The following is a 22,954-nucleotide window of genomic DNA, read 5'->3' as shown; positions in this document are numbered from 1 at the left end:
GCTGATTTCGCCGGTACCACCCGACATGCGCTGTCAGCCCGGTGCATGCCTGCCGATTCAAGCTGCTGAGAAGGCGGATGGCATGCGGCATGTCTGTCCACGCCGTTCAATGAATGCAAGCTATGGCTTGCAAACTTCACGTAATTCGACCTCTTTGCAAGCCACGGCTTGCAGTTACCTCTATTAAACGTCAGCTGTAGCTTGCAAAAAATAAACATTGTGCATAAATTGCAAGCCATGACTGACACTGCCAGCTTTCCAGAGGACATCGGGTTGATCCTGAAGGAGCAACGCGAGTCGAAAGGCCTGTCGAAAACGGAACTGGCCTCCCTGTCCAATCGCGTGCGCGAGGTGATCTACCGCTTGGAGGCGGGGCAGGAATCCACCGTCTCCTCGCTCATGGCCGTGACCCGGGCGCTGGGTTTGCGCATCCGTTTCGAACGAGCGGGCATGCCGACGATGGAGGAGCTTGCCGAACGCTTCGCCCGGGATGACGACGATGCTGCCTGACAAGCTCCCGCTGCTCGACGTCAGCATCGGCGCTTTGCGCCAGGCCGGTCAACTCGTCAAAGGCTCGACCTACGAGTTCCGCTACCTCGATCCGTCGCCGGATCAGCCCGCTGTGTCGCTGCTGATGCCGCCGAGCGCCAAGCTGAGTTGGCAGGCCGGCGACCTGTTCCCCTCCATGGATCAGAACCTGCCGGAAGGCGATCTGTTCATGAGGATCCGGCAGCTGTTCCCGAAACAGCCGACCACGCCGATGCATCTGCTCGCCCTGATCGGGGAGAACGGCATCGGGCGACTGGGCTTCACGATGCCGGGCGCGGTCCCCTCTCCGCGCGCGCAAACACTGAGCCGCGACTCGCTGCTTCGAATGCGCTACACGCCGGAGCTGTTCGACGAGCTGGTTCGCGCCTACTTGAACACCGGCGCCGGCATCGCCGGGATGCAGCCCAAGATCATGGTGCCGGACCGGCCGACGGTGCCCATCCCATCGCTCATCGTCAAAGCGGCCAGCCCGGCCTATCCCGGCCTGGCGGCGAACGAGTTCCTCTGCCTGAGCGCGGCCCAACGCGCAGGCATCGAGGTGCCAGGCTTTGACCTCTCCGACGACGGTCAGTTGCTGCTGGTCGACCGCTTCGACGTGATCGCGCGTCCGGGCGGGAATGTGGAGCGCTTGGGATTCGAGGACGTGGCGGCGCTGTCCGGCAAGCGGGTGCGGGACATCCTCTCGGACCGCAAGTACCACGGCAGCTACCAGCGTGTCGCCGAACTGCTGCAACTGATCGGCCTGCCGCCGCCGCAATTGCGTCGGTTCTTTGAACAGGTGGCGTTCTCGGTGATGGTCCGCAATGGCGATGCGCACCTCAAGAACTTCGGCGTCCTTTATCGATCGGCCCAGGATGCATGGCTCGCGCCGATGTTCGACGTCGTGACCACGGCGGTCTATCGCTACACGCAATACGCCGGCGGACCGGAGCTGGAGGACCGCACCCTGGCGCTCAAGCTCTTCGCCGGCCGACATGCGACGAAGGCCTATCCGACGACGGAGGAACTGATCCAGTTCGGCAGGCTCTGCGGCGTCGACGCGCCCAAGCCGGTGCTCTCTCGCATCGCCGCCGCGATGCGAGAAACCCTCGACACTGCGGTCGGGGACGACCGTATTCCGAAGACCTTGCTCGCCGACATGTCCGAGGTGTGGGAGGGCGGTCTGATGCACGGACGCTGAGCATCGCGCCCGGCGCCGGCCGAACGGATCCAGCGACGAGCGCCTGCACAAACCACTTTTGACGCCCCTCGCACGTCCATTCGTCATGCCCTCGCAAACCCTCCCGGTTTCGCCAAGGGTCGACGAATATGCTCCCGGCACTCTCATCCCAGGGTGCCCCAATGCCGACCAAGACGCTCACGAAGCCGACCTCGCTCACCAGCCTCTTCACCGTCACGCCCGCCCGCGCGGGCGTGATCGCTTTTGGCCTCGCGCTGCAGGCCGCCGCCTTCGCCGCCGACGCGCCGGCCCCTTCAGCCGACGCCGCCAAGCCCAAGTGGAACGTCAACCAGCCCCGCGGCGAGCAGCGCATTGCCAAGCTCGACGTCCGCTCCGGCACCTGGATGTCCGTGGACGTCAGCCCCGATGGCAAGCGCGTCGTCTTCGACCTGCTCGGCGACCTCTACGTGATGCCCATCGACGGCGGCGAAGCCAAGGCCCTCACCCATTCCATTGCCTGGGAGATGCAGCCCCGCTTCTCCCCCGACGGCCAGCAGATCGCCTTCGTCTCCGACGCCGGCGGCGGAGACAACATCTGGGTCATGAACGCCGACGGCAGCAACGCCCGCGCGATCTCCACCGAAGACTTCCGCCTGCTCAACAACCCCGTCTGGCACCCCAGCGGCAAGTACATCGCCGCCCGCAAGCACTTCACCGGCACCCGCTCGCTGGGCAGCGGCGAGATCTGGCTCTATCACGTCGACGGCGGCAAGGGCCAGCAGCTCAACGAGAAGCCGAACTGGCAGAAGGACCTCGGCGAGCCCGCGCTCTCGCCCGATGGCAAGTTCCTCTACTACTCGCAGGACAGCACGCCCGGCCGCCAGTTCGAATACAACAAGGACAGCACCGGCGAGATCTTCCGGATCTATCGCCAGGACCTGACCGACGGCACCAGCGAGCCCTTCGTCACCGGCCCCGGCGGCGCCATCCGGCCCACGCCCTCGCCCGACGGCAAGTACCTCGCCTTCATCCGCCGCCTGCGCGACGCCTCGGGCAGCCGCACCACGCTGTTCCTCAAGGACCTGAAGACGGGCCGCGAGTTCCCCGCCTGGACCGGCATGGAGCGCGACCTGCAGGAGTCCTGGTCCGTGCACGGCGTCTACCCCGGCATCGCCTGGACGCCCGATGCCCGCCAGCTCGTCGCCTGGGCGCAGGGCAAGCTCTGGCGCATCGACCCGTTCAAGGGCTCGGCCGCCGAGATCCCTTTCCACGTGAAGGACGAGCGCCAGTTCACGCCCGCGGTCCGCTTCTCGCATGAGGTCGCGCCGGCCAGCTTCGAGTCGAAGATGCTGCGCTGGGTGAAGGTCTCGCCCGACGGCATGCGGGTGGTGTTCTCGTCCGCGGGCTACCTCTACACGAGCGAGCTGCGCGACGGCCAGCCGATCGGCGAAGCCAAGCGCCTGACCTCGCAGACCGAGCGCTTCGAATACTTCCCGGCCTTCTCGCGCGATGGCCGCCAGCTGGTTTACCTCGGCTGGAGCGACGCCGACCAGGGCCGCGTGCGCGTGCTCGACCTGGCCAGCGGCCGCGACACCGTCGTCACGCCGGAGCCCGGCAAGTACCTGGCGCCGGCCTTCTCGCCCGACGGCCGCACCATCGCGTACCAGAAGGCCAAGGGCGGCTACCTGACCTCGCCCTGGAACAGCCTGGAACCCGGCATCTACGTCGCACCGGCCGATGGCAAGGGCCAGGCGCGCCGCGTCACCAAGGACGGCGAGGCGCCGCAGTTCGGCGCCGACAACGACACGCTCTACGTCACCCGCAAGCAGACCACCGGCGAGGTCGATGCCAATCGCCAGCTGATCCGCCTGAACCTCGTCGAACGCAGCGAAGTGGCGGTCGCCAAGAGCGAATTCGCGACGCGCTTCACCGTGTCGCCGGACGGCCAGTGGCTGGGCTTCACCGAACGCTTCCACACCTACGTCACGCCGCTCGCGCCGGCCGGCAAGCTGCAGACCGTCGGCCCCAAGGCCGAGGCGATGCCGGTCAGCAAGCTCGACGTCAATGCCGGCGACGACCTGCAGTGGTCCGGCGACGGCAAGGCCCGGCCCTACGCGCTGCACTACGCGCTCGGCAACGAGCTGTTCACCGTGCCGCTGGCGCAGGCGCTGCAGCCGGGCTTCAAGCCGGCCGAGCGCGGTGCGACTATCCAGCTGACGCTGACCGCCGACAAGCCCAAGGGCCGCATCGCCATCGTCGGCGCGCGCGTCGTCACGATGAACGCGGCCAAGCCCGATGAAGTCATCGAGGACGGCGTCATCCTGGTCGACGGCGACCGCATCGCGGCGATCGGGCCGCGCGCCTCGGTGACCCTCCCTGCGGGCACGGAGACGATCCAGGCCGCTGGCAAGACGGTGATCCCGGGCCTGATCGACGCCCACTGGCACGGCACGATGGCCGAGAGCGAAATCATCCCGCAGCAGAGCTGGATCAACTACGCCTCGCTGGCTTTCGGCCTGACTACGCTGCACGACCCGTCCAACCGCACCAGCGACATCTACACCCAGTCCGAGATGCAGCGCACCGGCCGCGTGGTGGGGCCGCGGATCTTCTCGACCGGCACGGTGCTGTACGGCGCGAAAGGCGACTTCTCCGCCGTGATCAACAGCCTGGACGACGCCCTCACCCATCTGAAGCGGCTCAAGTCCGCCGGCGCGATCAGCGTCAAGAGCTACAACCAGCCGCGCCGCGACCAGCGCCAGCAGGTGCTCGAGGCCGCGCGCGAAACGCAGATGATGGTCGTGCCGGAAGGCGGCTCGCTGTTCCAGATGAACATGAACATGGTCATCGACGGCCACACCGGCATCGAGCATGCGCTGCCGGTGGCCAAGGTCTACGACGACGTGAAGCAGCTGTGGCCGCAGACGCAGGTCGGCTACACGCCGACGCTCAACGTCGCCTACGGCGGCCTGGACGGCGAGCACTACTGGTACGCGCGCACCGACGTGTGGCGCCATCCGCTGCTGAGCAGGTTCGTGCCCAAGGCCGTGCTCGAGCCGCGCAGCGTGCGCCGCGAAACGGCGCCGGAGGAGGACTTCAACGTCATCCAGGTCGCGAAGACCGCGACCGAGCTGCAGCGCGCCGGCGTGCCGGTGAACATCGGCGCGCACGGTCAGCGCGAAGGCCTGGGCGCGCATTGGGAGATGTGGATGATGGGCCTGGGCGGCATGTCCTCGCTCGAGGCGATCCGCACCGCGACGCTCAATCCGGCGCGCTACCTGGGGCTGGACAAGGACATCGGCTCACTCGAGCCGGGCAAGCTCGCGGACCTGGTGATCCTCGACGGGGACGTGCTCAAGGACATCCGGCAGAGCGATCGGATCTCGCAGGTCATGCAGGGCGGCAAGGTCTTCGACATCCCGTCGATGAACGAGGTCTGGCCCGTGAAGAAGGCGCGCAAGCCGTTCTTCTTCGATGGCGTCAATGCGAGCGTGCCGGTGGATGCCGAGGCGGCGGGCGTGGAGCACGGGCACGGGCACGGGGATTGACCTCGGACGGCCAGGCGCGGGCTCTCCACGGGGCATGGGGCCTCCCGTCCGGGAACCCCAAGCCCCATTCCGGCCCCACACGCGCTCGCTGACTCCGGCCTGCGAGTCGCAGCGTGGGCTGCGCGGGGTGGTGGCCCGGGTCAGGCCTTGCCGGTCGAGCCGAAACCACCCTCGCCGCGCGAGGAGGCGTCGAAGTCATCGACCACGCGGAAGGTCGGCTGCACCACCGGCACGATCACCATCTGCGCGATGCGCTCCATCGGCTGGATGGTGAAGCTGTCCTTGCCACGGTTCCACACGCTGACCATCAGCTGGCCCTGGTAGTCGGAGTCGATCAGGCCCACGAGGTTGCCCAGCACCACGCCATGCTTGTGGCCCAGACCCGAGCGCGGCAGGATCATCGCCGCCAGGCCGGCGTCGCCGATGTGGATCGCCAGGCCCGTCGGCACCAGCACCGTGTCGCCCGGCGCGAGCGTGATCGCCTCGTCCAGGCAGGCGCGCAGGTCCAGGCCGGCGCTGCCGGTCGTCGCGTAGGCGGGAAGCTGCTCGGCCATGCGGCGGTCGAGCACCTTGAGATCGATGGTGGTCATGGAGTCAACGGGAAGAGAGTCGGGATGCCGCCATCGCCCATCGCCGCCCTCGCCCCCGGAACGGCCGGGGCGGCGTGAGCGCTTCGGGCGACGCGCGCGCCGGACGGCGCACCGCGCGCGGCGGAAAGTCAGGCAGTGTAGGTGGTGAGCCGCTGCGCGATCTCGCGCACCAGCTCGCGGGCCAGCGTCAGCTTGTCGGCACGGGAGAGCTCGCGCTCGCCGCGCGCGTCGACCAGCGTCAGCGCGTTGTCGTCCTGGCCGAAGGTCGCCGGTCCGACATTGGCCACGATCAGCGGCACGTTCTTGCGCTGGCGCTTCTCGCGCGCGTGCTTGATCAGGTCCTGGCTCTCCGCCGCGAAACCGACGCACAGCGGCGGCTGCGGCAGCGCGGCCACCGTGGCCAGGATGTCGGGGTTCTCGGCCAGCGCCAGCGCGGGCGCGACCGCCTCGCCGGCCTTGGCGTTCTTCTTGATCTTGTGCTCGGCCGCCTGCGCCGGCCGCCAGTCCGCCACCGCCGCCGTGGCGACGAAGACCTGGTGCGTCGCCGCGCGCGGCAGCACCGCGTCCAGCATCTCGCGCGCGCTCTGCACGTCGATGCGGGTCACGCCCAGCGGCGTGGGCAGGTGCACCGGGCCGGCCACCAGCGTCACCTCGGCCCCGGCCTCCGCCGCCGCGCGCGCGATGGCGAACCCCATCTTGCCGCTGGAGCGGTTGGTGATGCCGCGCACCGGATCGATCGCCTCGTAGGTCGGGCCCGCGGTGATCAGCAGCTTGCGTCCGGCCAGCACCTTGGGCTGGAAGTGGGAGACGACGTGCTCGAGCAACTGCTGCGGCTCCAGCATCCGGCCATCGCCGACTTCGCCGCAGGCCTGGTCGCCGCTGCCGACGCCCAGCACCTGCGCGCCGTCCGCCCGGACCTGCGCCAGGTTGCGCTGCGTGGCGGGATGGGCCCACATCTCGCGGTTCATCGCCGGCGCCAGCAGCAGCGCGCAGCGCTGGGCCGGGCGCGCCAGCGCGGTCAGCGACAGCAGTTCGTCGGCGCGGCCCTGGGCCAGCTTGGCGATCATGTCCGCGCTGGCCGGCGCGATCAGCATCACATCGGCCTCTCGGGTGAGGTTGATGTGCGCCATGTTGTTCTCGGGCCGCGCATCCCATTGGCTGGTGAAGACCGGCCGGTTCGACAGCGCCTGCATCGTCACCGGCGTGATGAAGGCCTCGGCGGCCTCGGTCATCACGACCTGCACCGTGGCGCCGGCCTTGACCAGCAGCCGGGTGAGCTCGGCGATCTTGTAGCAGGCGATGCCGCCGGACAGGCCCAGCAGGATGTGCCGACCGGCGAGGGAGTTGGATTCGGACATGGGGCGGAACTCTACCAGCGCGCCCCTTTTGACGGCCTTGAATGGCCTTGCGGGCCGGTCCGTGCCTGACCTTGGTCACGCAGCGATGCACCGCGGCCGCGCGGTCGCGGGGCCAGCGGCGCGATTCAGCCCTTGCGCTTGAAGACCAGGTCCCAGACGCCGTGACCCAGCTTCAGGCCGCGATGCTCGAACTTGGTGAGCGGGCGGTAGTCCGGCTTGTCGGCGTAGCCGTCGGCGCGGGACGAGGCATTCACCAGGTCCGGATCGGCGCTCAGCACTTCCAGCATCTGCTGGGCGTATGGCTCCCAGTCGGTGGCCAGGTGCAGGTAGCCGCCCGGCGCGAGGTGCTTCACCAGCTTGGCGACGAACGGCGGCTGCACCAGGCGGCGCTTGTTGTGCCGCTTCTTGTGCCAGGGGTCAGGGAAGTAGATGTGCACGCCGGCCAGCGAGCCCGGCGGGATCATCTGGTCCAGCACCTCGACGGCGTCGTGCTGGAAGATGCGGATGTTCGGGATGTCCTGCTCGCCGATCAGCTTGAGCAGCGCACCGACGCCGGGCTCGTGGACCTCGCAGCCGATGAAGTCGGTCCCCGGCAAGGTCCGGGCGATCTGGGCGGTCGGGCCGCCCATGCCGAAGCCGATCTCGAAGACCACGGGCGCCTTTCGGCCGAAGGTGGCTTCGTAGTCGAGCGCTTCGGGCTTGAACGGCAGCACGAACTTGGGGCCGAGTTCCGCGAGCGCCTTGATCTGCCCGGTGCCCATGCGACCCGCGCGCACGACGAAGCTGCGGATGCGGGCGCGCGGGTGGTTGGCGCCCTCGCCCGCCGGCGATTCGCTGGCGTCGTCGCTGTCGATGGGATCGTCGTTGGGGTCGATGGAATCGGGCATGGCGGGAATCAGGGAACGAGGGGCCGGATTCTACCGATCGGCATCGCCCCGCAGTCAGCCCAACTCAGCCATGACGAGCGGTGCCGGCGCCCAGTTCGGCGCGTCCTCGATGGTGACTGCCGCCAGCACCTGCGCGATCGCGCGTTCAGCGGAGGCCTCGTCCGCCGCGTGGACGAAGGCGATCGGATCGCCCGCCGACACCAGGTCGCCCGATTGCGCGAAGCGATCCAGCCCGACCCGCATGTCGAGCGCGTCGCCCGGCAGGCGCCGGCCGCCGCCCAGCTCCACGATCACCAGCCCGATGTCCCGCGTCTTCATCCCGACGACCCGCCCCGCGCGCGGCGCAGGCACCGCGCGCACGACCGGCGCGGCCGCGAGATACGCATCCGGCCTCTCCATCAGGTCCGCCGGCCCGCCCAGCGCCGCGACCATCTTCGCGAAGCGCTCCGCCGCCGCGCCGCTGTCCAGCGCCGCCTGCAGCTTCACGCGCGCGGCCGCCGTGTCAGGCGCCAGCCCACCCAGCACCAGCATCTCGGCGCACAGCGCGAGCGTCAGTTCATGGGTGCGGGCCTCGCGCGGCCCGTCGCCCTTCAGGTAGTCGATGGCCCCGCGCACCTCCAGCGCGTTGCCCACTTCCCGGCCCAGCACCTGGTTCATGTCGGTGATCAGCGCCCGCGTGCGCAGGCCTGCGCCACCAGCCACCTCGACGATGCTGCGCGCCAGCTCCTGGCCGAACTCGGGGGTCGCCGCGAAGGCGCCGTTGCCGCACTTGATGTCCATCGCCAGGCCCTGCAGGCCGGCCGCCAGCTTCTTCGACAGGATGCTCGCGGTGATCAGCGGCACGCTCTCGACGGTGGCGGTGATGTCGCGCACCGCGTAGAAGCGCTTGTCGGCGGGCGCCAGGTCGCTGGTCTGGCCGATGATGGCGCAGCCCAGCGTGCGGACGATGCGGTCGAAGTCCGCCGGCGCCGGCGTCGTCGTGTAGCCGGGGATGGCCTCGAGCTTGTCGACGGTGCCGCCGGTGTGCCCCAGGCCACGGCCCGCGATCATCGGCACGTAGCCGCCGCAGGCCGCCACCATCGGCGCGATCATCAGGCTCAGCTTGTCGCCCACGCCACCGCTCGAGTGCTTGTCCAGCACCGGCCCCGGCATGTCGGGCCAGCGCATCACGCGGCCGCTGTCCATCATCGCGCGCGTCAGCGCGACCGCCTCGTCCCGTCCCATGCCGCGCAGGAACACCGCCATGCCGAGCGCGGCCACCTGGCCCTCGCTCCAGCTGCCGTCCACCAGCCCGCGCACGAAGTGCCGGATCTGGGCCTCGTCCAGCGCGCGCCCCTCGCGCTTGGCCCGAATGATTTCCTGCGCCAGCATGATCGCCGCGTCCCTTCGATGTGTGGTCGTTGTCTCAGCGCCCCTTGTCGGCCGGGGCGTCGCTTCGTGATGGCCATCGCGGCAAGGTCGCGGATTCGTCGCGATGCGCCGCTCGCCGAGCCGCTTCTTTGTCGCGTCTTTGCCGCTTCTGCGCCCGTGCGTCGTCGCGTCAGTAGGCCGCGCTGACGGCCGCGCTGTCCTGCCCGGCCAGCACCGCCTCGATGTCGCCCAGCAGCCCGCTGGCGCCGAAGCGCATGCGCTGGGCCGTCAGCGCGCTCACGCCCAGCGCATCGGCGGCAAGCTGCAGGTAGCCGCGCGCATCCGCCACCGAGCGGATCCCGCCCGAGGCCTTGAAGCCCGCGTTGCCCAGGCCGCTCGCCGCGATCTCGCGCAGCATCGTCGCGGCCGCTTCGGGCGTGGCCGACACCGGGCTCTTGCCGGTGCTGGTCTTGACGAAGTCGGCCCCGGCCATCAGCGCCTGGCGCGTGGCCTCGGCGATGCGCGCCGGCGAGCCCAGCTCGCCCGATTCGATGATCACCTTCAAGGTCAGCGGGCGCGTCGCGTGGCGGACCTCCGCGAGGAACTCCGCCACCTCGGTCGATTGCCCCGCCATCAGCGCCTTGTACGGCAGCACCACGTCGACCTCCTGCGCGCCGGCCTGCGCGATCGCGTCGACCTCGGCCAGCACGCGCGGCAGGTCGAGGCTGCCGTCGGGGAAATTGGCGACCGCCGCGACCCGGATGTCCGCGGGCAAGGCGGCACGCGCCTGCGCGACGAAGCGCGGCCAGACGCAGACCGCGGCGACATGGCCGCGCTCCGGCGCGCCGATGGCGCGGGCGCACAGCGCGTCGATGTCGGCCGCGGTGTCGCCGTCGTTCAGGCTGGTCAGGTCCAGGCATTGCAGCGCCAGTCGCGCCGCTTGTTCAAGACTCATCTCGGTCTTCATCTACTGCTCCCAGGGCTGCGTCACGCAGCGCGCGGCGTTGGCTGGCCGGCGCACGGCGCCGCGCGCCCCGTGCTCCGGACGGAGGGGCGATCACGGCCTCGCGAGGCCGGACCACCGGCCCGATCTTGCGCCTTCCGGGCGGATCAGCCCTTGAGCGATGCCAGCGTCGCCAACGAGGCCAAGTACTGGCCCAGGAAGGCCGCCGCGCGCTCGCCCGAGGCCTTGGCCTGCTGCAGCGTCAGCGCGTGCGTCAGCGCCTCGTCCGACATGCCCGCGGCCATGTTGGTGATCAGCGCCAGACCTGCGACGCGCAGCCCGGCATGACGCGCCAGGATGGTCTCCGGCACGGTGCTCATGCCGACCGCGTCCGCGCCCCAGGCGGCGAACATGCGGATCTCGGCCGGCGTCTCGAAGTGCGGACCGACGGCCCACACGTACACGCCTTCGGTCAGCACCATGTTGAGGTCGCGCGCGACCTTGAAGCCCTGCTGACGCAGCTCGGCGTCGTAGGCGACGCTCATGTCGCAGAAGCGGTCGCTGCCCGGCAGGCCGGTCAGCGGCGAGCGCTGCGGCGCATTGATGTGGTCCGAGATCAGCATCAGGCTGCCCGGCGGCTGGTGCGAGCGCAGGCTGCCCGACGCATTCGTCAGCACCAGCACCTTCACGCCCCAGGCCTTCAGGCTGCGGATCGCGCCGGCCATGCCGGTGCAGTCGCCGCTCTCGTAGGTGTGCGCGCGGCCGCGCAGCATCGCCACGCGCTGCTGGCCGACGCGGCCGACGGCGATCTCGGCCACGTGGCCCTCGACCTTGGGCTGGGGGAAGGCCGGCAGCTGCGCATACGGCAGGTGCTTCGCGTCCTGCAGCTGGTCGACGGCGCCGGCCCAGCCGGAGCCCAGCACCACGGCCACTTCGGGGCCTTGCTCGCCGAAGGTGGCCTTCAGCGTGGCGATGGACGTGGTGATGGCGGCGTCGAGCTCGGCGCCGTGCAGGGGCATGGACATGGTTCTCTCCTGTCGCGGCCGTCGTGGCCGCGTCGATGTCAGTTCTTCAGATGGTCGGGACCGAAGCTCGCCGGCAGCAGCTGCTCCAGGGTCCAGTGCGCGCGCACGCCGCTGGCGTCGCCCGCGATCACGATCAACTCTTCGGGCCGCGCGAATTCGCGCAGCTTCTGGCGGCAGCCGCCGCAGGGCGTGATGATTTCCGAGCCGGCGCCGGTCACCATCACCGCGCGGGCGATGCGCCCGCCGCCCATGATCATGTGGCCCAGCGCATTGGTCTCCGCGCACCAGCCTTGCGGGTAGGCAGCGTTCTCGATGTTGCAGCCGGCATGGATGCGGCCGTGCTCGTCCAGCACCGCGGCGCCGACGAAGTACTTCGAGTACGGCGCATGCGCATGCCGGCGCGCGTCGAGCGCGGCCTTCAGCAGGCGCTCGATGACGTCGGCGGGCAGCGGGATCGAGGCGATGAGGTTCTGCGCGCTCATGTTCAGCGCTCCTTCACGTAGGGCTTGCTCAGCGCCTTGGGCGCGATCGCCTGGCCGATGAAGCCGGCCAGCAGCACCACCGTCAGGAGATAGGGCAGCGCCTGGATCAGTTGCACCGGCACCTCGCCGATGCCCGGCAGCGACACGCCCTGCAGGCGGATGGCGACGGCGTCCAGGAAGCCGAACAGCAGGCAGGCGCACAGCGTCGGCACCGGCTTCCACTTGCCGAAGATCATCGCGGCCAGCGCGATGAAGCCGCGGCCCGCCGTCATGTTGGGTGAGAACGAAGCATTCTGCGCCAGCGTCAGGTAGGCGCCGCCCAGGCCGCACAGGATGCCGTTGAGCGCCAGCGCGGTGTAGCGCAGCCGCGGCACGGACACGCCGGCGGCGTCGACCATCGCCGGGTTCTCGCCGACCGCGCGCAGGCGCAGCCCCGGGCGGGTGCGCTCCAGGAAGAACCACACCACGACGACCAGCGCGAAAGCCAGGTAGACCAGCGCGTTGTGACTGAGCAGGCCGTGGCCGATGACCGATGCGGCCCAGCTCCCCCGCGCTGGCTCGGCCCACTGCGGCAGCAGGCCGGTGATGCGCTGCTCGGCGGCGATCGGCGGCGTCTGGCCGCCCTGCGCGAACCAGGCGATGCCCAGCACCACCGTCAGGCCGGCGGCCACCATGTTCAGCGCGACGCCGGAGACGACCTGGTCGCCCCGGTGCGTCACCGTGGCGAAGCCGTGGACCATCGACATCGCGATCGCCACGCCGATCGCGGCCAGCAGGCCCAGCGTCGTCGAGTGCGACACGCTGGCCACCGCGGCCGCGGCGAAGGCGGCCGAGAGCATCTTGCCTTCCAGGCCGATGTCGACCACGCCGGAGCGCTCCGACAGCAGGCCCGCGAGCGCGGCGAACAGCAGCGGCGTGGTGACGCGCAGCGTCGACGCCAGCACGGAGCCGATCAGCACCTCATCCATGGGACTTCCCCTCCGCCGCGCGCTGCTTGCGCGCGAATGCCGCGTAGAGCTTCGCGAACATCGGCGCGCTCACCATCGCCATCGCGCCGGCGAACAGCACGATCAGGCCCTGCACCGTCACCACCATCTCGCGGCTGAAGCCGGGCACCTCGAAGGAGACCTCGACGCCGCCCTGGTACAGCGTGCCGAACAGCAGCGAGGCCAGCACGATGCCCACCGGGTGGTTGCGGCCCATCAGCGCCACGGCGATGCCGGTGAAGCCGGCGCCGGCGACGAAGTCCAACGTCAGCTTGCCCTGCACGCCGGCGATCTCGTTGACGCCGACCAGCCCGGCCAGCGCGCCCGACAGGCCCATCGCCGCCAGCACCTGCCAGCGCGGCCGGATGCCGGCGTAATGCGCGGCGCTCGGGTTGGAGCCGACCGCGCGCAGCACGTAGCCGGCGCGGCTCTTCCACAGGAACCACCAGACGAAGACGCTGGCGGCCAGCGCCAGCAGGATGGACAGGTTCAGCGGCGAGGACGGCCACTCGATGCCCAGCTTCGCGAGCAGCTCATGGACCGCCGGCATGCGCGCCGAGTCGGCGAAGGCATCGCTCTCCACCGACATCGAACCCGCCGGACGCAGCCAGTTCACCAGCAGGTAGCCGTTCAGGCCGGCGGCGAGGAAGTTGAACATGATGGTCGTGATGACCACATGGCTGCCGCGCCAGGCCTGCAGGTAACCGGGCACCGCGGCCCAGACCATGCCGAACAGCGCCGCCGCGAGGATCGCCAGCGGGATCATCACGAAGCCCGGCAGCTTGGGCGCCAGCCACAGCGACAGCAGCGCCACGCCGATGCCGCCCAGCGTCGCCTGCCCTTCCCCGCCGATGTTGAACAGCCCGCCGTGGAAGGCGACCGCCACGGCCAGGCCGGTGAAGACGAAGGTGGTCGTGTAGTAGAGCGTGTAGCCCAGCCCGCGCGCGCTGCCCAGCGCGCCCTCGAGCAGCACCGTCAGCGCCTGCACCGGGCTGGCGCCGATCAGCAGCACCACGCCGCCGGCCACCGCCAGCGCGATCAGCAGGTTCCACAGCGGCAGCAGGACCAGGTCCATCCAGCGCGGCATCTGCAAGGCTTGGGCGCTCATGCGGCGGTCGCCGCGGCCGCGGCGTTCTCGTGGGAGGGGGAAGCGGACATCAGCAGGCCCAGGTTCTTCTCGGTGCAGGCATCGATCGCGAGCTCGCCGGTGATGCGGCCGGCGTTCATGACGATGACGCGGTCGGCCAGCGCCAGGATCTCGTCGAGCTCGCTGGACACCACCAGGATCGCGCAGCCCGCGTCGCGCAGGCGGCGCAGCTGGTTGTGGATGAATTCGATCGCGCCGATATCCACGCCGCGCGTGGGCTGGCCCACCAGCAGCACCGCCGGCTGCTGGCCGATCTCGCGCGCCAGGATCAGCTTCTGCTGGTTGCCACCGGAGAACTTGGACGAGCCCAGCTCCGGATTGCGCGGCCGCACGTCGAAGCGCTCCATCATCTCGGCGGTCTGCGCGCGCAGGTGGCGCTGGTCCATGCCCAGGCCCAGCGGGCCGGCACAGTACTGGTCCTGCTCGTGGTAACCGAGCGCGGCCGTCTCCCAGGCCGGGAAGCTCAGCACCATGCCGAGCGCGTGGCGGTCCTCGGGGACGTGCGCCAGCTTGAGCTCGCGCGCGGTGCGCGGGTCCATCCACGTGGCCGCCTGGAAATCGCGCCCCGCGACATGCAGCGCGCCGGCGTCGGGCGCGCGCATGCCGGCCAGCACCTCGAGCAGCTCGCTCTGGCCGTTGCCCGACACGCCGGCCACGCCGACGATCTCGCCCGGGCGCAGCGCCAGCGTGGCGTTGCTCAGCAGATGCACGCCGGAGCCGGTGTCGCTCGCCACGGTCAGGCCCTCGGCCTTGAGCACCGGCTGCTCCGACTGCGGCTTGGCCGCGCCGCCCTCGCGGCCCAGGTTGACCTTGCGGCCCACCATGCTCTCGGCCAGGTCCTCGGGACTCGTGTCGCCGATCGCGGTGGTCTTGACCACGGTGCCGGCGCGCATCACGGTCACCGCGTCGCACAGCGCCATCACCTCGCGCAGCTTGTGCGTGATCAGCAGGATGGTGGTGCCGCGCTCGCGCAGGCGGCGCAGCACCTCGAAGAGCTGGTCCGTCTCCTGCGGCGTCAGCACCGCGGTGGGTTCGTCCAGGATCAGGATCCGGGCGCCGCGGTACAGGGCCTTGAGGATCTCCAGCCGCTGCATCTCGCCCACCGGCAGGTCGGCCACCGTCGCGTCCAGCCGCACCGTCAGGCCGGTGTCGCGCATCAGCGTCTCGAGCTCGCGGCGCACCTGGCGCTTGGCGCGCGACAGGAAGAAGGCCGGCTCGGCGCCCAGCATGACGTTGTCCAGCGCGGACAGCGTGTCCACCAGCATGAAGTGCTGGTGCACCATGCCGATGCCCAGCGCGATGGCCTGATGCGAATTGGCGATCGAGACGCGCTGGCCGTCGACCTCGATGTGGCCCTCGTCGGCGTGGTAGTAGCCGTAGAGGATCGCCATCAGCGTGCTCTTGCCGGCGCCGTTCTCGCCGACCAGGCCATGCACCGTGCCGCGCTCGACGGCCAGGCTCACCGCCCGGTTGGCCTGCACCGCGCCGAAGCGCTTGGAGATCTCGCACAGACGGACCGCGGGCGCGGCGGCGCCGCGTGGGGACTGTGTCATGTCAGGGACGCTCGCTCGCGAGGGGTCAGTTCTTGCAGGCGTTGTCGGCCATGTAGTCGGCGACCTTGATCTTGCCGGCGATGATGTCGGCCTTGTAGCCATCGAGCTTGGCCTTGACCGCGGGCGCGATCAGCTTGGCGTTGTTGGCGTCGACGGCGTACTCCACGCCGCCTTCCTTCAGGCCCAGCACGCTGATGCCGGGCTTCCATTCCTTGAGCACGTTGTAGACGGCCACGTCCACGCGCTTGACCATGGAGCTCAGCATGGTGCCGGGCTGCAGGTGGTTCTGGTTGCTGTCCACGCCGATGGCGAACTTGCCGGCGTCCTTGGCCGCTTGATAGACACCCACGCCGGTGCCGCCGGCCGCGGCGAAGACCACGTCCACGCCCTTGGCGAACTGCGCCTTGGCCAGCTCGCCGCCGCGGGTCGGGTCGTTCCAGGCCGAGGCGGTCGTGCCGGTCATGTTCTTGAAGACCTCGACCTTGCCGTTGGCGGCCTTGGCGCCCTGCTCATAACCGCACTCGAACTTGCGGATCAGCGGGATGTCCATGCCGCCGACGAAGCCGACCTTGCCAGTCTTGCTGGTCAGCGCGGCCAGCGCGCCGACGAGGAAGCTGCCTTCCTGCTCCTTGAACAGCACCGACTGCACGTTGGGCTGGTTGACCTTCTCGTCGATGATGACGAACTTGGTCTTGGGGAAGTCCTTGGCCACCTGGTTCAGCGCCGAGGCCTGGGCGAAGCCCACCGAGATGATGGGGCTCGCGCCCCGCTCGGCCATGCGACGGATCGCCTGCACGCGCTGGGTCTCGTTGCTGATCTCGAACTCGAGGTACTTGCCGCCGGTGTCCTTCTTCCACTGCTCGACGCCGCGGTAGGCGGCCTCGTTGAACGACTTGTCGAACTTGCCGCCCATGTCGAAGATCACCGCCGGGGTGGTCTGCGCGGCCGCGGCGCCGGTCGCCAGGGCCAGCACAAGGCCGGCGGCGATCGAGGTGACGGTCGGGGCGAACGACAGGAAGGGCTTCATCATTGCGATCTCGATGCGAAGGGGTGAGGAGCAGCCGGGCATTCTAAGAAGGCGCGAGTGTAAGCCACGTCAAGGAAAACGCTAAACGTTTGCGGGCTCATCAAATCAGGGGCCGCCTCACTAAATCAGGCCATTGCACCCAGCTGGAATGCGGGCTAGTGGCTAGCAGTTCCCGTGCCGGCTCGCGCGGATCGCCAAACGCCCTCGGATTGACCGAAACATCACCCCGGCTCGGTCGAGCAAGTTGAGAATTACTATCATTTAGAATGTTTCGCTTCGCAAGCCCGCAGGCTCCTTCCGAGATCCCCACGACATGAGCGCTGTCCTTCCCGTCCCCACCCTCGCGCAGGCCGTCCTCGGCCAGGCGCACCGCGTCAAGTCGCTGCAGGCGCCGGCCCATGCGCCGGAATGGAAGCAGATGCTGGAGGAGCTCGGCTTCGTCGCCGGCGAGCACGTCGCCGTGCTGGCCCGCGCGATGCCCGGCGCCGACCCGCTGGTGGTGCGCATCGGCCAGTCGACCTTCGCACTGCGCCGGGCCGAGGCGGACTGCGTGCTGCTCGAGGGCGGCACGAGCGGCGGGCTCACCGTCCCGACCGATGCCGCGATCGATGCCGCGACCGGCCAGGCGGGGGCCGCCCATGCGTGAAGCCGTCGTCCACATTCACCCGGCCGGGCCGCTGCTGGCGCTGGTCGGCAATCCGAACTGCGGCAAGACCGCGCTGTTCAACCGGCTCACCGGCAGCCGGCAGAAGGTCGCCAACTACGCCGGCGTGACCGTCGAGCGCAAGGAAGGCCGCCTGAAGACCGCCGCCGGCAAGCTGCTGCGGGTACTGGACCTGCCGGGCACGTACTCGCTGTATCCGCGCTCGCCGGATGAGCGCGTGACCGTCGACGTGCTGGCCGGCCGAGCCACCGGCGAGAAGCGGCCCGACCTGGTCGTGTGCGTGCTGGACGCGACCAACCTGCGCCGCAACCTGCGGCTGTTCCTGTCGGTGCAGCGCCAGGGCCTGCCCTGCGTGGTCGCGCTGAACATGGCCGACCTGGCCCAGCGCCGCGGCATCGAGATCGACACCGGAAAACTCGGCGCGCTGCTGGGCGTGCCGGTGATCCGCACCGTCGCGACCGACGGCGCCGGCCTGGACGACCTGCGCGCGCTGCTGGACCAGCCCGAGCGCTGGGCCACCGCGTCGACGGTGCCCGAGGGCGAGGACACGGCCCGCATCAATCACATCCTCAAGGAGCTCGGCCTGGATCAGCTGCAGGGCGAGCTGCCCAGCGACAAGCTGGACCGCGTCGTGCTGCACCCGGTGATCGGCCCGATCCTGCTGGCGGTGCTGCTGTTCTTCCTGTTCCAGGCGGTGTTCGCGTGGGCCGAGGTGCCCAAGGGCTGGATCGAGGCCGGCACCGGCTGGCTCGGCGAGCAGGCCGGCGCGCTGCTGCCCGAGGGCCATCTGCGCAGCCTCGTGGTCGATGGCCTGATCGCGGGCGTCGGCGGCGTGCTGGTGTTCCTGCCGCAGATCCTGATCCTGTTCTTCTTCATCCTGTTGTTGGAGGAATCCGGCTACCTGCCGCGCGCCGCGTTCCTGCTGGACCGGCTGATGGGCTCGGTGGGGTTGTCGGGCCGCAGCTTCATCCCGCTGCTGTCGAGCTTCGCCTGCGCGATCCCCGGCATCATGGCCACGCGCTCGATCGCCAACGCGCGCGACCGCCTGGTGACGATCCTGATCGCGCCGCTGATGACCTGCTCGGCGCGGTTGCCGGTGTACGCGCTGCTGATCGGCGCCTTCATTCCGCAGCGCGAGCTGTGGGGCGGCATCGAGCTGCAGGGGCTGGTGCTCTTCGTCCTGTACTTCGCCGGCATCCTGGTGGCGATGGCGGTGGCCTGGGTGCTCAAGCGCTTCACCGACGCCGGCCGTCAGGTGCGGCCGCTGATGATGGAGCTGCCCAGCTACCACTGGCCGCATGCGCGCAACATCGCCATCGGCCTGCTCCAGCGCGCGGAGATCTTCATCAAGCGCGTGGGCGGCATCATCCTGGCGCTGACGCTGCTGCTGTGGGTGCTGTCGACCTTCCCCGGCGCGCCCGAGGGCGCCACCGGCCCGGCGATCGAGTACAGCTTCGCCGGCTACCTGGGCCGCGGCCTGGCGACGATCTTCGAGCCCATCGGCTTCAACTGGCAGATCAGCCTGGCGCTGGTGCCGGGCATGGCGGCGCGCGAGATCGCGGTCAGCGCGCTGGGGACGGTGTACGCGCTGTCGGCCACCGGTGACGACGCCACCGCGCAGGCGCTGACGCCGCTGATCTCGTCGACCTGGGGCCTGCCGACCGCGTTCTCGCTGCTGGCCTGGTTCATCTTCGCGCCGCAGTGCATCTCGACGCTCGCCGCGGTCAAGCGCGAGACCGGCGGCTACAAGATCCCGGCCGTCATGCTGGCCTACCTGTTCGGCCTGGCCTACCTGGCGTCCTGGCTGACCTTCCACATCAGCCGCTGGCTGCTGGCCTGAGGGCGGCCGGCGCGCGCCCTGCGGGCCCGGGCGGGCTATGCTCGCGCCCCATGACGCACCGCCCCACCCTTCGCGCGCTGGCCGTGGCCGCGCTGACCACCGTCGGCGCCTGGACCACCCTGCCCGCGCTCGCGGCCGATCCCGCCGCCCAGCCGACCCGCAACGTCCTGCGCCCCGAACCCGACGCGTCGGCTACCGCCGACGCGCGCTTCCAGCGCCTGGCCAACGACTACATCGAGGCGCTGTGGCGCCTGGATCCGGACGCCGCCATCGCCGCGGGCCGTTATGAATACGCCGACCGCCTGCCCGCGCCAGACAGCGCGATGCGCGCGCGCACGCTGGCCTTCGCGTCGGACTGGCTCCGGCGCTTCGAGGCCGTCGACGCGGCGACGCTGAGCGCGGCCTCGCGCACCGACCTGGGCCAGCTGCTCAACAAGCTGCGCAGCGACCGCTTCCAGCTGACCGAGCTGCGCGAGTACGAGTGGAACCCGTCCTTCCTCAACATCGCCGGGCCGATCGACTACATCCTCGCCACCGACTACGCTCCGTTGCCGGCACGCCTGAAGACGATCTCCGCGCGACTGGCGCAGGTGCCGGCCTACTACCGGGCCGGCGCGGCGCTGCTGAAGCAACCGACGCTGGAGCACACGCAGCTGGCGATCGACCAGGCGCCGGGCGTGCTGAGCGTGCTCGACGAAGTGGCCAAGGCCGCGCAAGGCGCGGACGCCGCGTCGCTGACCGTGGCCGAGCGCCAGCAGCTCACCGCCCGCATCGCCGCGGCGAAGGCGGCCGTCAATGGCTACACCGCGCGGCTGAAGCAATGGCTGGCCGAGGGCAAGGCCAACGGCAAAGCGCGCAGCTTCCGGCTCGGCCAGGCGCTGTACGAGAAGAAGTTCGGCTACGACATCCAGTCCACGCATTCGGCCGAGCAGATGTACCAGCGGGCGCTGCAGGCGCGCGAGGCGCTGCTGACGCAGATGGCGCAGCTGTCGGACCAGCTCTGGACGCAGACGATGGGCGACGCGCCCAAGCCCGAGGACCGCTTCGCGCGCATCGGCGCGGTGATCGGCAAGCTCAGCGAGCGGCACGTCAAGCGCGAGGACTTCGTCAAGGAGATCCGCGCGCAGATCCCGCAGCTCGAGCGCTGGATCAACGACCACGACCTGTTGACGCAGGACGCGAGCAAGCCGCTGATCGTGCGCGAGACGCCGGTGTACCAGCGCGGCGTCGCCGGCGCCGGCATCGAGGCGCCCGGGCCCTATCGCCCGCAGGACCGCACCTACTACAACGTCACGCCGCTGGACGACCTCACGCCCGAGCAGGCCGAGAGCTCGCTGCGGGAATACAACCACTGGATCCTGCAGATCCTCAACATCCACGAGGCCGTGCCCGGCCATTACACGCAGTTGGTCTACGCCAACAAGTCGCCGTCGCTGGTCAAGACCCTGTTCGGCAACGGCGCGATGGTCGAGGGCTGGGCCGTCTTCGGCGAGCGGATGATGCTGGAGTCCGGCTACGGCGGGAACGCGCCGGAGATGTGGCTGATGTGGGGCAAGTGGAACTTGCGCAGCGTCACCAACACGATCCTGGACTACAGCGTGCACGTGCTGGGCATGAGCGAGGCGCAGGCGCTGGACCTGCTGCAGCGCCAGGCCTTCCAGACCGAGCGCGAGGCGCGCGAGAAGTGGCGTCGCGTGCAGCTGAGCTCGGTGCAGCTGACAAGCTACTTCAGCGGCTACAGCGACATCATGGAACTGCGCGAGCGGCGCCGGCAGGCGCTGGGCAAGGACTTCAGCGTCAAGGCCTTCAACGAGCAGTTCCTGAGCTACGGCAGCGCGCCGGTGTCGGTGATCGCGGAACTGATGTCGCAGCCGGCCGCCGCGGCGCCCAAGGCACAGCCATGAGCGCGAGCGGAGCGGATGCGGCCGCGGAGGTCCGGGTCCTGGAGGCCCGGGTCACCGAGCTCGAGATCAAGGCCAGCTTCGCCGAGGACCTGGTCGACCACCTGAACGCGCAGGTCGCGCGGCAGCAGGAGCAGATCGACGCGCTGGTGCGCGAGATCGCGCAGCTGCGCAAGCAGGTGCCCGAGGGACGAGGCGACGGCGCGGGCTCGCTGCGCGATGAGCTGCCGCCGCACTACTGAGGTCCTTCGACGGCGGCTGGCCCTCACCCCTGCCCTCTCCCGCAAGCGGGAGAGGGAGTCGAAGAGCGTGCTCAGGCGGTCGGGCGCGCGGGGATGTTGAGCCCGCGCTTGACCGCGTCGCGCGCCAGGAAGGCCGCGAGCACGCGCTGGACTTCCTTGAACTCGCTGAAGCCCACCAGCTCGCCGGCGCCGTAGAAGCCCACCAGGTTGTTGACCCAGGGCCAGATCGCGATGTCGGCGATCGTGTACTCGTCGCCCATGATCCAGCCGCGGCCGGTCACGCGCTGCTCGAGCACGCCCAGCAGGCGCTTCGATTCGTTGAGGTAGCGATCGCGCGGGCGCTTGTCCTCGTAGTCCTTGCCGGCGAATTTATGGAAGAAGCCGACCTGGCCGAACATCGGCCCGATTCCGCCCATCTGGAACATCACCCACTGCAGCGTCTCGTAGCGGCGTGCCGGGTCTTGCGGGATCAGCCGGCCGGTCTTCTCGGCCAGGTAGACCAGGATCGCGCCCGACTCGAACAGCGGCAGCGGCGCGCCGCCGGGGCCGTCCGGATCGATGATCGCGGGGATCTTGTTGTTCGGGTTGAGCGACAGGAACTCGGGCGTGAGCTGGTCGTCGGTCTGGAAGCTGACCAGGTGCGGCTCGTACGGCAGGCCCAGTTCCTCGAGCGCGATCGAGACCTTCACGCCATTGGGCGTGGGCAGCGAGTAGAGCTGCAGCCGCTCGGGATGCTGCGCGGGCCACTTCTTCGTGATGGGAAAGCGGGAGAGGTCCGTCATGAGGGTTCCGTCGATCGTTGGATGAAGGGGACGGGCGATTCTCGGCGCGGCCTCAGAGACCCTGCGCGACACAGGTCAATGCGGACCGTGCTGCAGGGCCGACGTAGTTGACGCGCCTCAGCGCAGCGGCGCGGCGAACCGGTCCCAGCGCGGCGCCCAGCGGCCGGTGATGTCGGCAGAGACCAGCACGCGATGCGCCTGTCCGATGATGAGCCGGCGTGGCACGAAGCCGATGAAGCGCGAGTCCTCGCTGTTGTCGCGGTTGTCGCCCATCATGAAGAACTGGTCGGCGGGCACGACCACCGGGCCGAAGTCGCGCCGCGCACGGACCTCCGGCAGGAACTGCACGACGCGGCGCTGGTCGCCCCATTGCTCGATCTCGCGCAGGCCGCGCACCGCGACGCCGGGCACCAGCGTCTCGGCCACTTCATCGACCGGCGCGTAGGTCGCGGGCTGGCCGTTGAGGATCAACCGGTCGCCGCGCAGCTCCACCGTGTCGCCGGGCACGGCGACGATGCGCTTGATCAGCCGGGTGCCGTCGCGCGGCGAGCCGAAGGTGACCACGTCGCCGCGCCGCGGCTCGCCGGCGCGCCGCAGCGAGATGTCGGTCAGCGGCAACTTCCAGTCGTAGGCCACGCGCTCGACGAAGACGACGTCGCCTTCGAGGATGGTCGGCCGCATCGAGCCGCTGGGCACCGGGTTCCAGTCCGCGATCGCGGTGCGGAAGAACAGGAAGCCGACCAGGAACAGCAGGAAGCCGCGGTTCTCGCGCAGCAGCTCGCGCAGACGGGCGATCGGGGGATGCTTCGGGGACGACATGCGACACGCTCCGGGTCTCGGTGGATGAGCGCCCAGTGTGGGTCGCGCCGATCGCCGCCATCGCCCGCGCTGCGGTGGATGGCGGGAAATCGCGGGCGGATG

Annotated in this window: 20 protein-coding genes; 7 read left to right on the top strand and 13 right to left on the bottom strand. The window is 69.9% G+C overall.

What is annotated here, in order from left to right; all coding sequences use genetic code 11:
- Positions 1-237: 237 nt before the first annotated feature.
- From BM393_RS06680 to BM393_RS06670, 3 genes are all read left to right on the top strand, one after another.
- Positions 238-510: a helix-turn-helix transcriptional regulator gene (locus BM393_RS06680; RefSeq protein WP_091723776.1), complete on the top strand. Its 273-nt coding sequence runs from the start codon at positions 238-240 to the stop codon at positions 508-510.
- The gene (locus BM393_RS06675) at positions 491-1,729 is read left to right on the top strand and encodes a type II toxin-antitoxin system HipA family toxin (protein WP_254783233.1); all 1,239 of its coding nucleotides are present in this window, start codon (positions 491-493) and stop codon (positions 1,727-1,729) included. The genes BM393_RS06680 and BM393_RS06675 overlap by 20 nt, the downstream gene beginning before the upstream one ends.
- Positions 1,730-1,890: 161 nt before the next feature.
- Positions 1,891-5,256 carry an amidohydrolase family protein gene (locus BM393_RS06670; RefSeq protein ID WP_091723774.1) on the top strand — a complete coding sequence of 1,122 codons (3,366 nt, stop codon included), beginning with the start codon at positions 1,891-1,893 and terminating at the stop codon, positions 5,254-5,256.
- 140 nt (positions 5,257-5,396) lie between these two features.
- Here the strand turns inward: BM393_RS06670 and dut are convergent, their stop codons facing one another.
- The 11 genes from dut to BM393_RS06615 form a co-directional block, all read right to left on the bottom strand.
- Positions 5,397-5,846, bottom strand: a complete 450-nt coding sequence (dut, locus tag BM393_RS06665) for a dUTP diphosphatase (RefSeq protein WP_091723772.1) — start codon at positions 5,844-5,846, stop codon at positions 5,397-5,399.
- A 128-nt stretch (positions 5,847-5,974) separates the two neighbouring features.
- Positions 5,975-7,204: a bifunctional phosphopantothenoylcysteine decarboxylase/phosphopantothenate--cysteine ligase CoaBC gene (gene coaBC / locus BM393_RS06660; RefSeq protein WP_091723770.1), complete on the bottom strand. Its 1,230-nt coding sequence runs from the start codon at positions 7,202-7,204 to the stop codon at positions 5,975-5,977.
- Between the two features lie 125 nt (positions 7,205-7,329).
- Positions 7,330-8,091 (bottom strand): tRNA (guanosine(46)-N7)-methyltransferase TrmB, encoded by a 762-nt coding sequence (gene trmB, locus BM393_RS06655; protein WP_091723768.1) that lies wholly within the window; start codon positions 8,089-8,091, stop codon positions 7,330-7,332.
- A 54-nt stretch (positions 8,092-8,145) separates the two neighbouring features.
- Positions 8,146-9,465 (bottom strand): thymidine phosphorylase, encoded by a 1,320-nt coding sequence (deoA, locus tag BM393_RS06650; protein WP_091723766.1) that lies wholly within the window; start codon positions 9,463-9,465, stop codon positions 8,146-8,148.
- Positions 9,466-9,631: 166 nt separating this feature from the next.
- Positions 9,632-10,396, bottom strand: coding sequence for a deoxyribose-phosphate aldolase (deoC, locus tag BM393_RS06645; protein ID WP_091723764.1), 765 nt, complete (start codon positions 10,394-10,396; stop codon positions 9,632-9,634).
- 155 nt (positions 10,397-10,551) lie between these two features.
- Complete coding sequence (locus BM393_RS06640) at positions 10,552-11,409, bottom strand: purine-nucleoside phosphorylase (RefSeq protein WP_254783231.1); 858 nt, start codon at positions 11,407-11,409, stop codon at positions 10,552-10,554.
- Positions 11,410-11,447: 38 nt separating this feature from the next.
- Positions 11,448-11,891: a cytidine deaminase gene (locus BM393_RS06635; RefSeq protein ID WP_091723761.1), complete on the bottom strand. Its 444-nt coding sequence runs from the start codon at positions 11,889-11,891 to the stop codon at positions 11,448-11,450.
- Positions 11,892-11,893: 2 nt separating this feature from the next.
- Complete coding sequence (locus BM393_RS06630) at positions 11,894-12,859, bottom strand: ABC transporter permease (RefSeq protein WP_091723758.1); 966 nt, start codon at positions 12,857-12,859, stop codon at positions 11,894-11,896.
- Positions 12,852-13,985, bottom strand: coding sequence for an ABC transporter permease (locus BM393_RS06625; protein WP_091723755.1), 1,134 nt, complete (start codon positions 13,983-13,985; stop codon positions 12,852-12,854). The genes BM393_RS06630 and BM393_RS06625 overlap by 8 nt, the downstream gene beginning before the upstream one ends.
- Positions 13,982-15,577, bottom strand: coding sequence for an ABC transporter ATP-binding protein (locus tag BM393_RS06620; RefSeq protein WP_091723752.1), 1,596 nt, complete (start codon positions 15,575-15,577; stop codon positions 13,982-13,984). The genes BM393_RS06625 and BM393_RS06620 overlap by 4 nt, the downstream gene beginning before the upstream one ends.
- 25 nt (positions 15,578-15,602) lie before the next feature.
- The gene (locus BM393_RS06615) at positions 15,603-16,607 is read right to left on the bottom strand and encodes a BMP family protein (protein WP_254783229.1); all 1,005 of its coding nucleotides are present in this window, start codon (positions 16,605-16,607) and stop codon (positions 15,603-15,605) included.
- A gap of 310 nt (positions 16,608-16,917) precedes the next feature.
- Here BM393_RS06615 and BM393_RS06610 point away from each other — a divergent pair, with 310 nt between their 5' ends.
- From BM393_RS06610 to BM393_RS06595, 4 genes are read left to right on the top strand one after another with little or no spacing between them, the layout of a single operon-like run.
- Positions 16,918-17,250: a FeoA family protein gene (locus BM393_RS06610; protein WP_091723750.1), complete on the top strand. Its 333-nt coding sequence runs from the start codon at positions 16,918-16,920 to the stop codon at positions 17,248-17,250.
- Complete coding sequence (locus tag BM393_RS06605) at positions 17,243-19,108, top strand: ferrous iron transporter B (protein WP_091723748.1); 1,866 nt, start codon at positions 17,243-17,245, stop codon at positions 19,106-19,108. The genes BM393_RS06610 and BM393_RS06605 overlap by 8 nt, the downstream gene beginning before the upstream one ends.
- Positions 19,109-19,158: 50 nt before the next feature.
- Entirely contained in the window at positions 19,159-21,012 is a 1,854-nt protein-coding gene (locus BM393_RS06600) for a DUF885 domain-containing protein (protein ID WP_091723746.1), read from the top strand.
- On the top strand, positions 21,009-21,251 hold the full coding sequence (locus tag BM393_RS06595; RefSeq protein WP_091723743.1) for a SlyX family protein: 243 nt from the start codon (positions 21,009-21,011) through the stop codon (positions 21,249-21,251). The genes BM393_RS06600 and BM393_RS06595 overlap by 4 nt, the downstream gene beginning before the upstream one ends.
- 71 nt (positions 21,252-21,322) lie before the next feature.
- Here the strand turns inward: BM393_RS06595 and BM393_RS06590 are convergent, their stop codons facing one another.
- Positions 21,323-22,033, bottom strand: a complete 711-nt coding sequence (locus tag BM393_RS06590; RefSeq protein WP_091723740.1) for a glutathione S-transferase N-terminal domain-containing protein — start codon at positions 22,031-22,033, stop codon at positions 21,323-21,325.
- 117 nt (positions 22,034-22,150) lie between these two features.
- Positions 22,151-22,852: a signal peptidase I gene (gene lepB / locus BM393_RS06585; RefSeq protein ID WP_091723737.1), complete on the bottom strand. Its 702-nt coding sequence runs from the start codon at positions 22,850-22,852 to the stop codon at positions 22,151-22,153.
- Positions 22,853-22,954: the final 102 nt, after the last annotated feature.

It is taken from the genome of Mitsuaria sp. PDC51 (genome assembly GCF_900113225.1).
Classification (GTDB): Bacteria; Pseudomonadota; Gammaproteobacteria; order Burkholderiales; family Burkholderiaceae_C; genus Roseateles.
This window is presented reverse-complemented; position numbering and strand designations above follow the sequence as displayed.

Bases quoted from the DNA above. Each gene is read 5' to 3' on its own strand.
- BM393_RS06680 (WP_091723776.1), top strand. From the start codon at position 238: ATGACTGACACTGCCAGCTTTCCAGAGGACATCGGGTTGATCCTGAAG.
- BM393_RS06675 (WP_254783233.1), top strand. From the start codon at position 491: ATGACGACGATGCTGCCTGACAAGCTCCCGCTGCTCGACGTCAGCATC.
- BM393_RS06670 (WP_091723774.1), top strand. From the start codon at position 1,891: ATGCCGACCAAGACGCTCACGAAGCCGACCTCGCTCACCAGCCTCTTC.
- dut (WP_091723772.1), bottom strand. From the start codon at position 5,846: ATGACCACCATCGATCTCAAGGTGCTCGACCGCCGCATGGCCGAGCAG.
- coaBC (WP_091723770.1), bottom strand. From the start codon at position 7,204: ATGTCCGAATCCAACTCCCTCGCCGGTCGGCACATCCTGCTGGGCCTG.
- trmB (WP_091723768.1), bottom strand. From the start codon at position 8,091: ATGCCCGATTCCATCGACCCCAACGACGATCCCATCGACAGCGACGAC.
- deoC (WP_091723764.1), bottom strand. From the start codon at position 10,396: ATGAGTCTTGAACAAGCGGCGCGACTGGCGCTGCAATGCCTGGACCTG.
- BM393_RS06640 (WP_254783231.1), bottom strand. From the start codon at position 11,409: ATGTCCATGCCCCTGCACGGCGCCGAGCTCGACGCCGCCATCACCACG.
- BM393_RS06635 (WP_091723761.1), bottom strand. From the start codon at position 11,891: ATGAGCGCGCAGAACCTCATCGCCTCGATCCCGCTGCCCGCCGACGTC.
- BM393_RS06630 (WP_091723758.1), bottom strand. From the start codon at position 12,859: ATGGATGAGGTGCTGATCGGCTCCGTGCTGGCGTCGACGCTGCGCGTC.
- BM393_RS06625 (WP_091723755.1), bottom strand. From the start codon at position 13,985: ATGAGCGCCCAAGCCTTGCAGATGCCGCGCTGGATGGACCTGGTCCTG.
- BM393_RS06620 (WP_091723752.1), bottom strand. From the start codon at position 15,577: ATGACACAGTCCCCACGCGGCGCCGCCGCGCCCGCGGTCCGTCTGTGC.
- BM393_RS06615 (WP_254783229.1), bottom strand. From the start codon at position 16,607: ATGATGAAGCCCTTCCTGTCGTTCGCCCCGACCGTCACCTCGATCGCC.
- BM393_RS06610 (WP_091723750.1), top strand. From the start codon at position 16,918: ATGAGCGCTGTCCTTCCCGTCCCCACCCTCGCGCAGGCCGTCCTCGGC.
- BM393_RS06605 (WP_091723748.1), top strand. From the start codon at position 17,243: ATGCGTGAAGCCGTCGTCCACATTCACCCGGCCGGGCCGCTGCTGGCG.
- BM393_RS06600 (WP_091723746.1), top strand. From the start codon at position 19,159: ATGACGCACCGCCCCACCCTTCGCGCGCTGGCCGTGGCCGCGCTGACC.
- BM393_RS06595 (WP_091723743.1), top strand. From the start codon at position 21,009: ATGAGCGCGAGCGGAGCGGATGCGGCCGCGGAGGTCCGGGTCCTGGAG.
- BM393_RS06590 (WP_091723740.1), bottom strand. From the start codon at position 22,033: ATGACGGACCTCTCCCGCTTTCCCATCACGAAGAAGTGGCCCGCGCAG.
- lepB (WP_091723737.1), bottom strand. From the start codon at position 22,852: ATGTCGTCCCCGAAGCATCCCCCGATCGCCCGTCTGCGCGAGCTGCTG.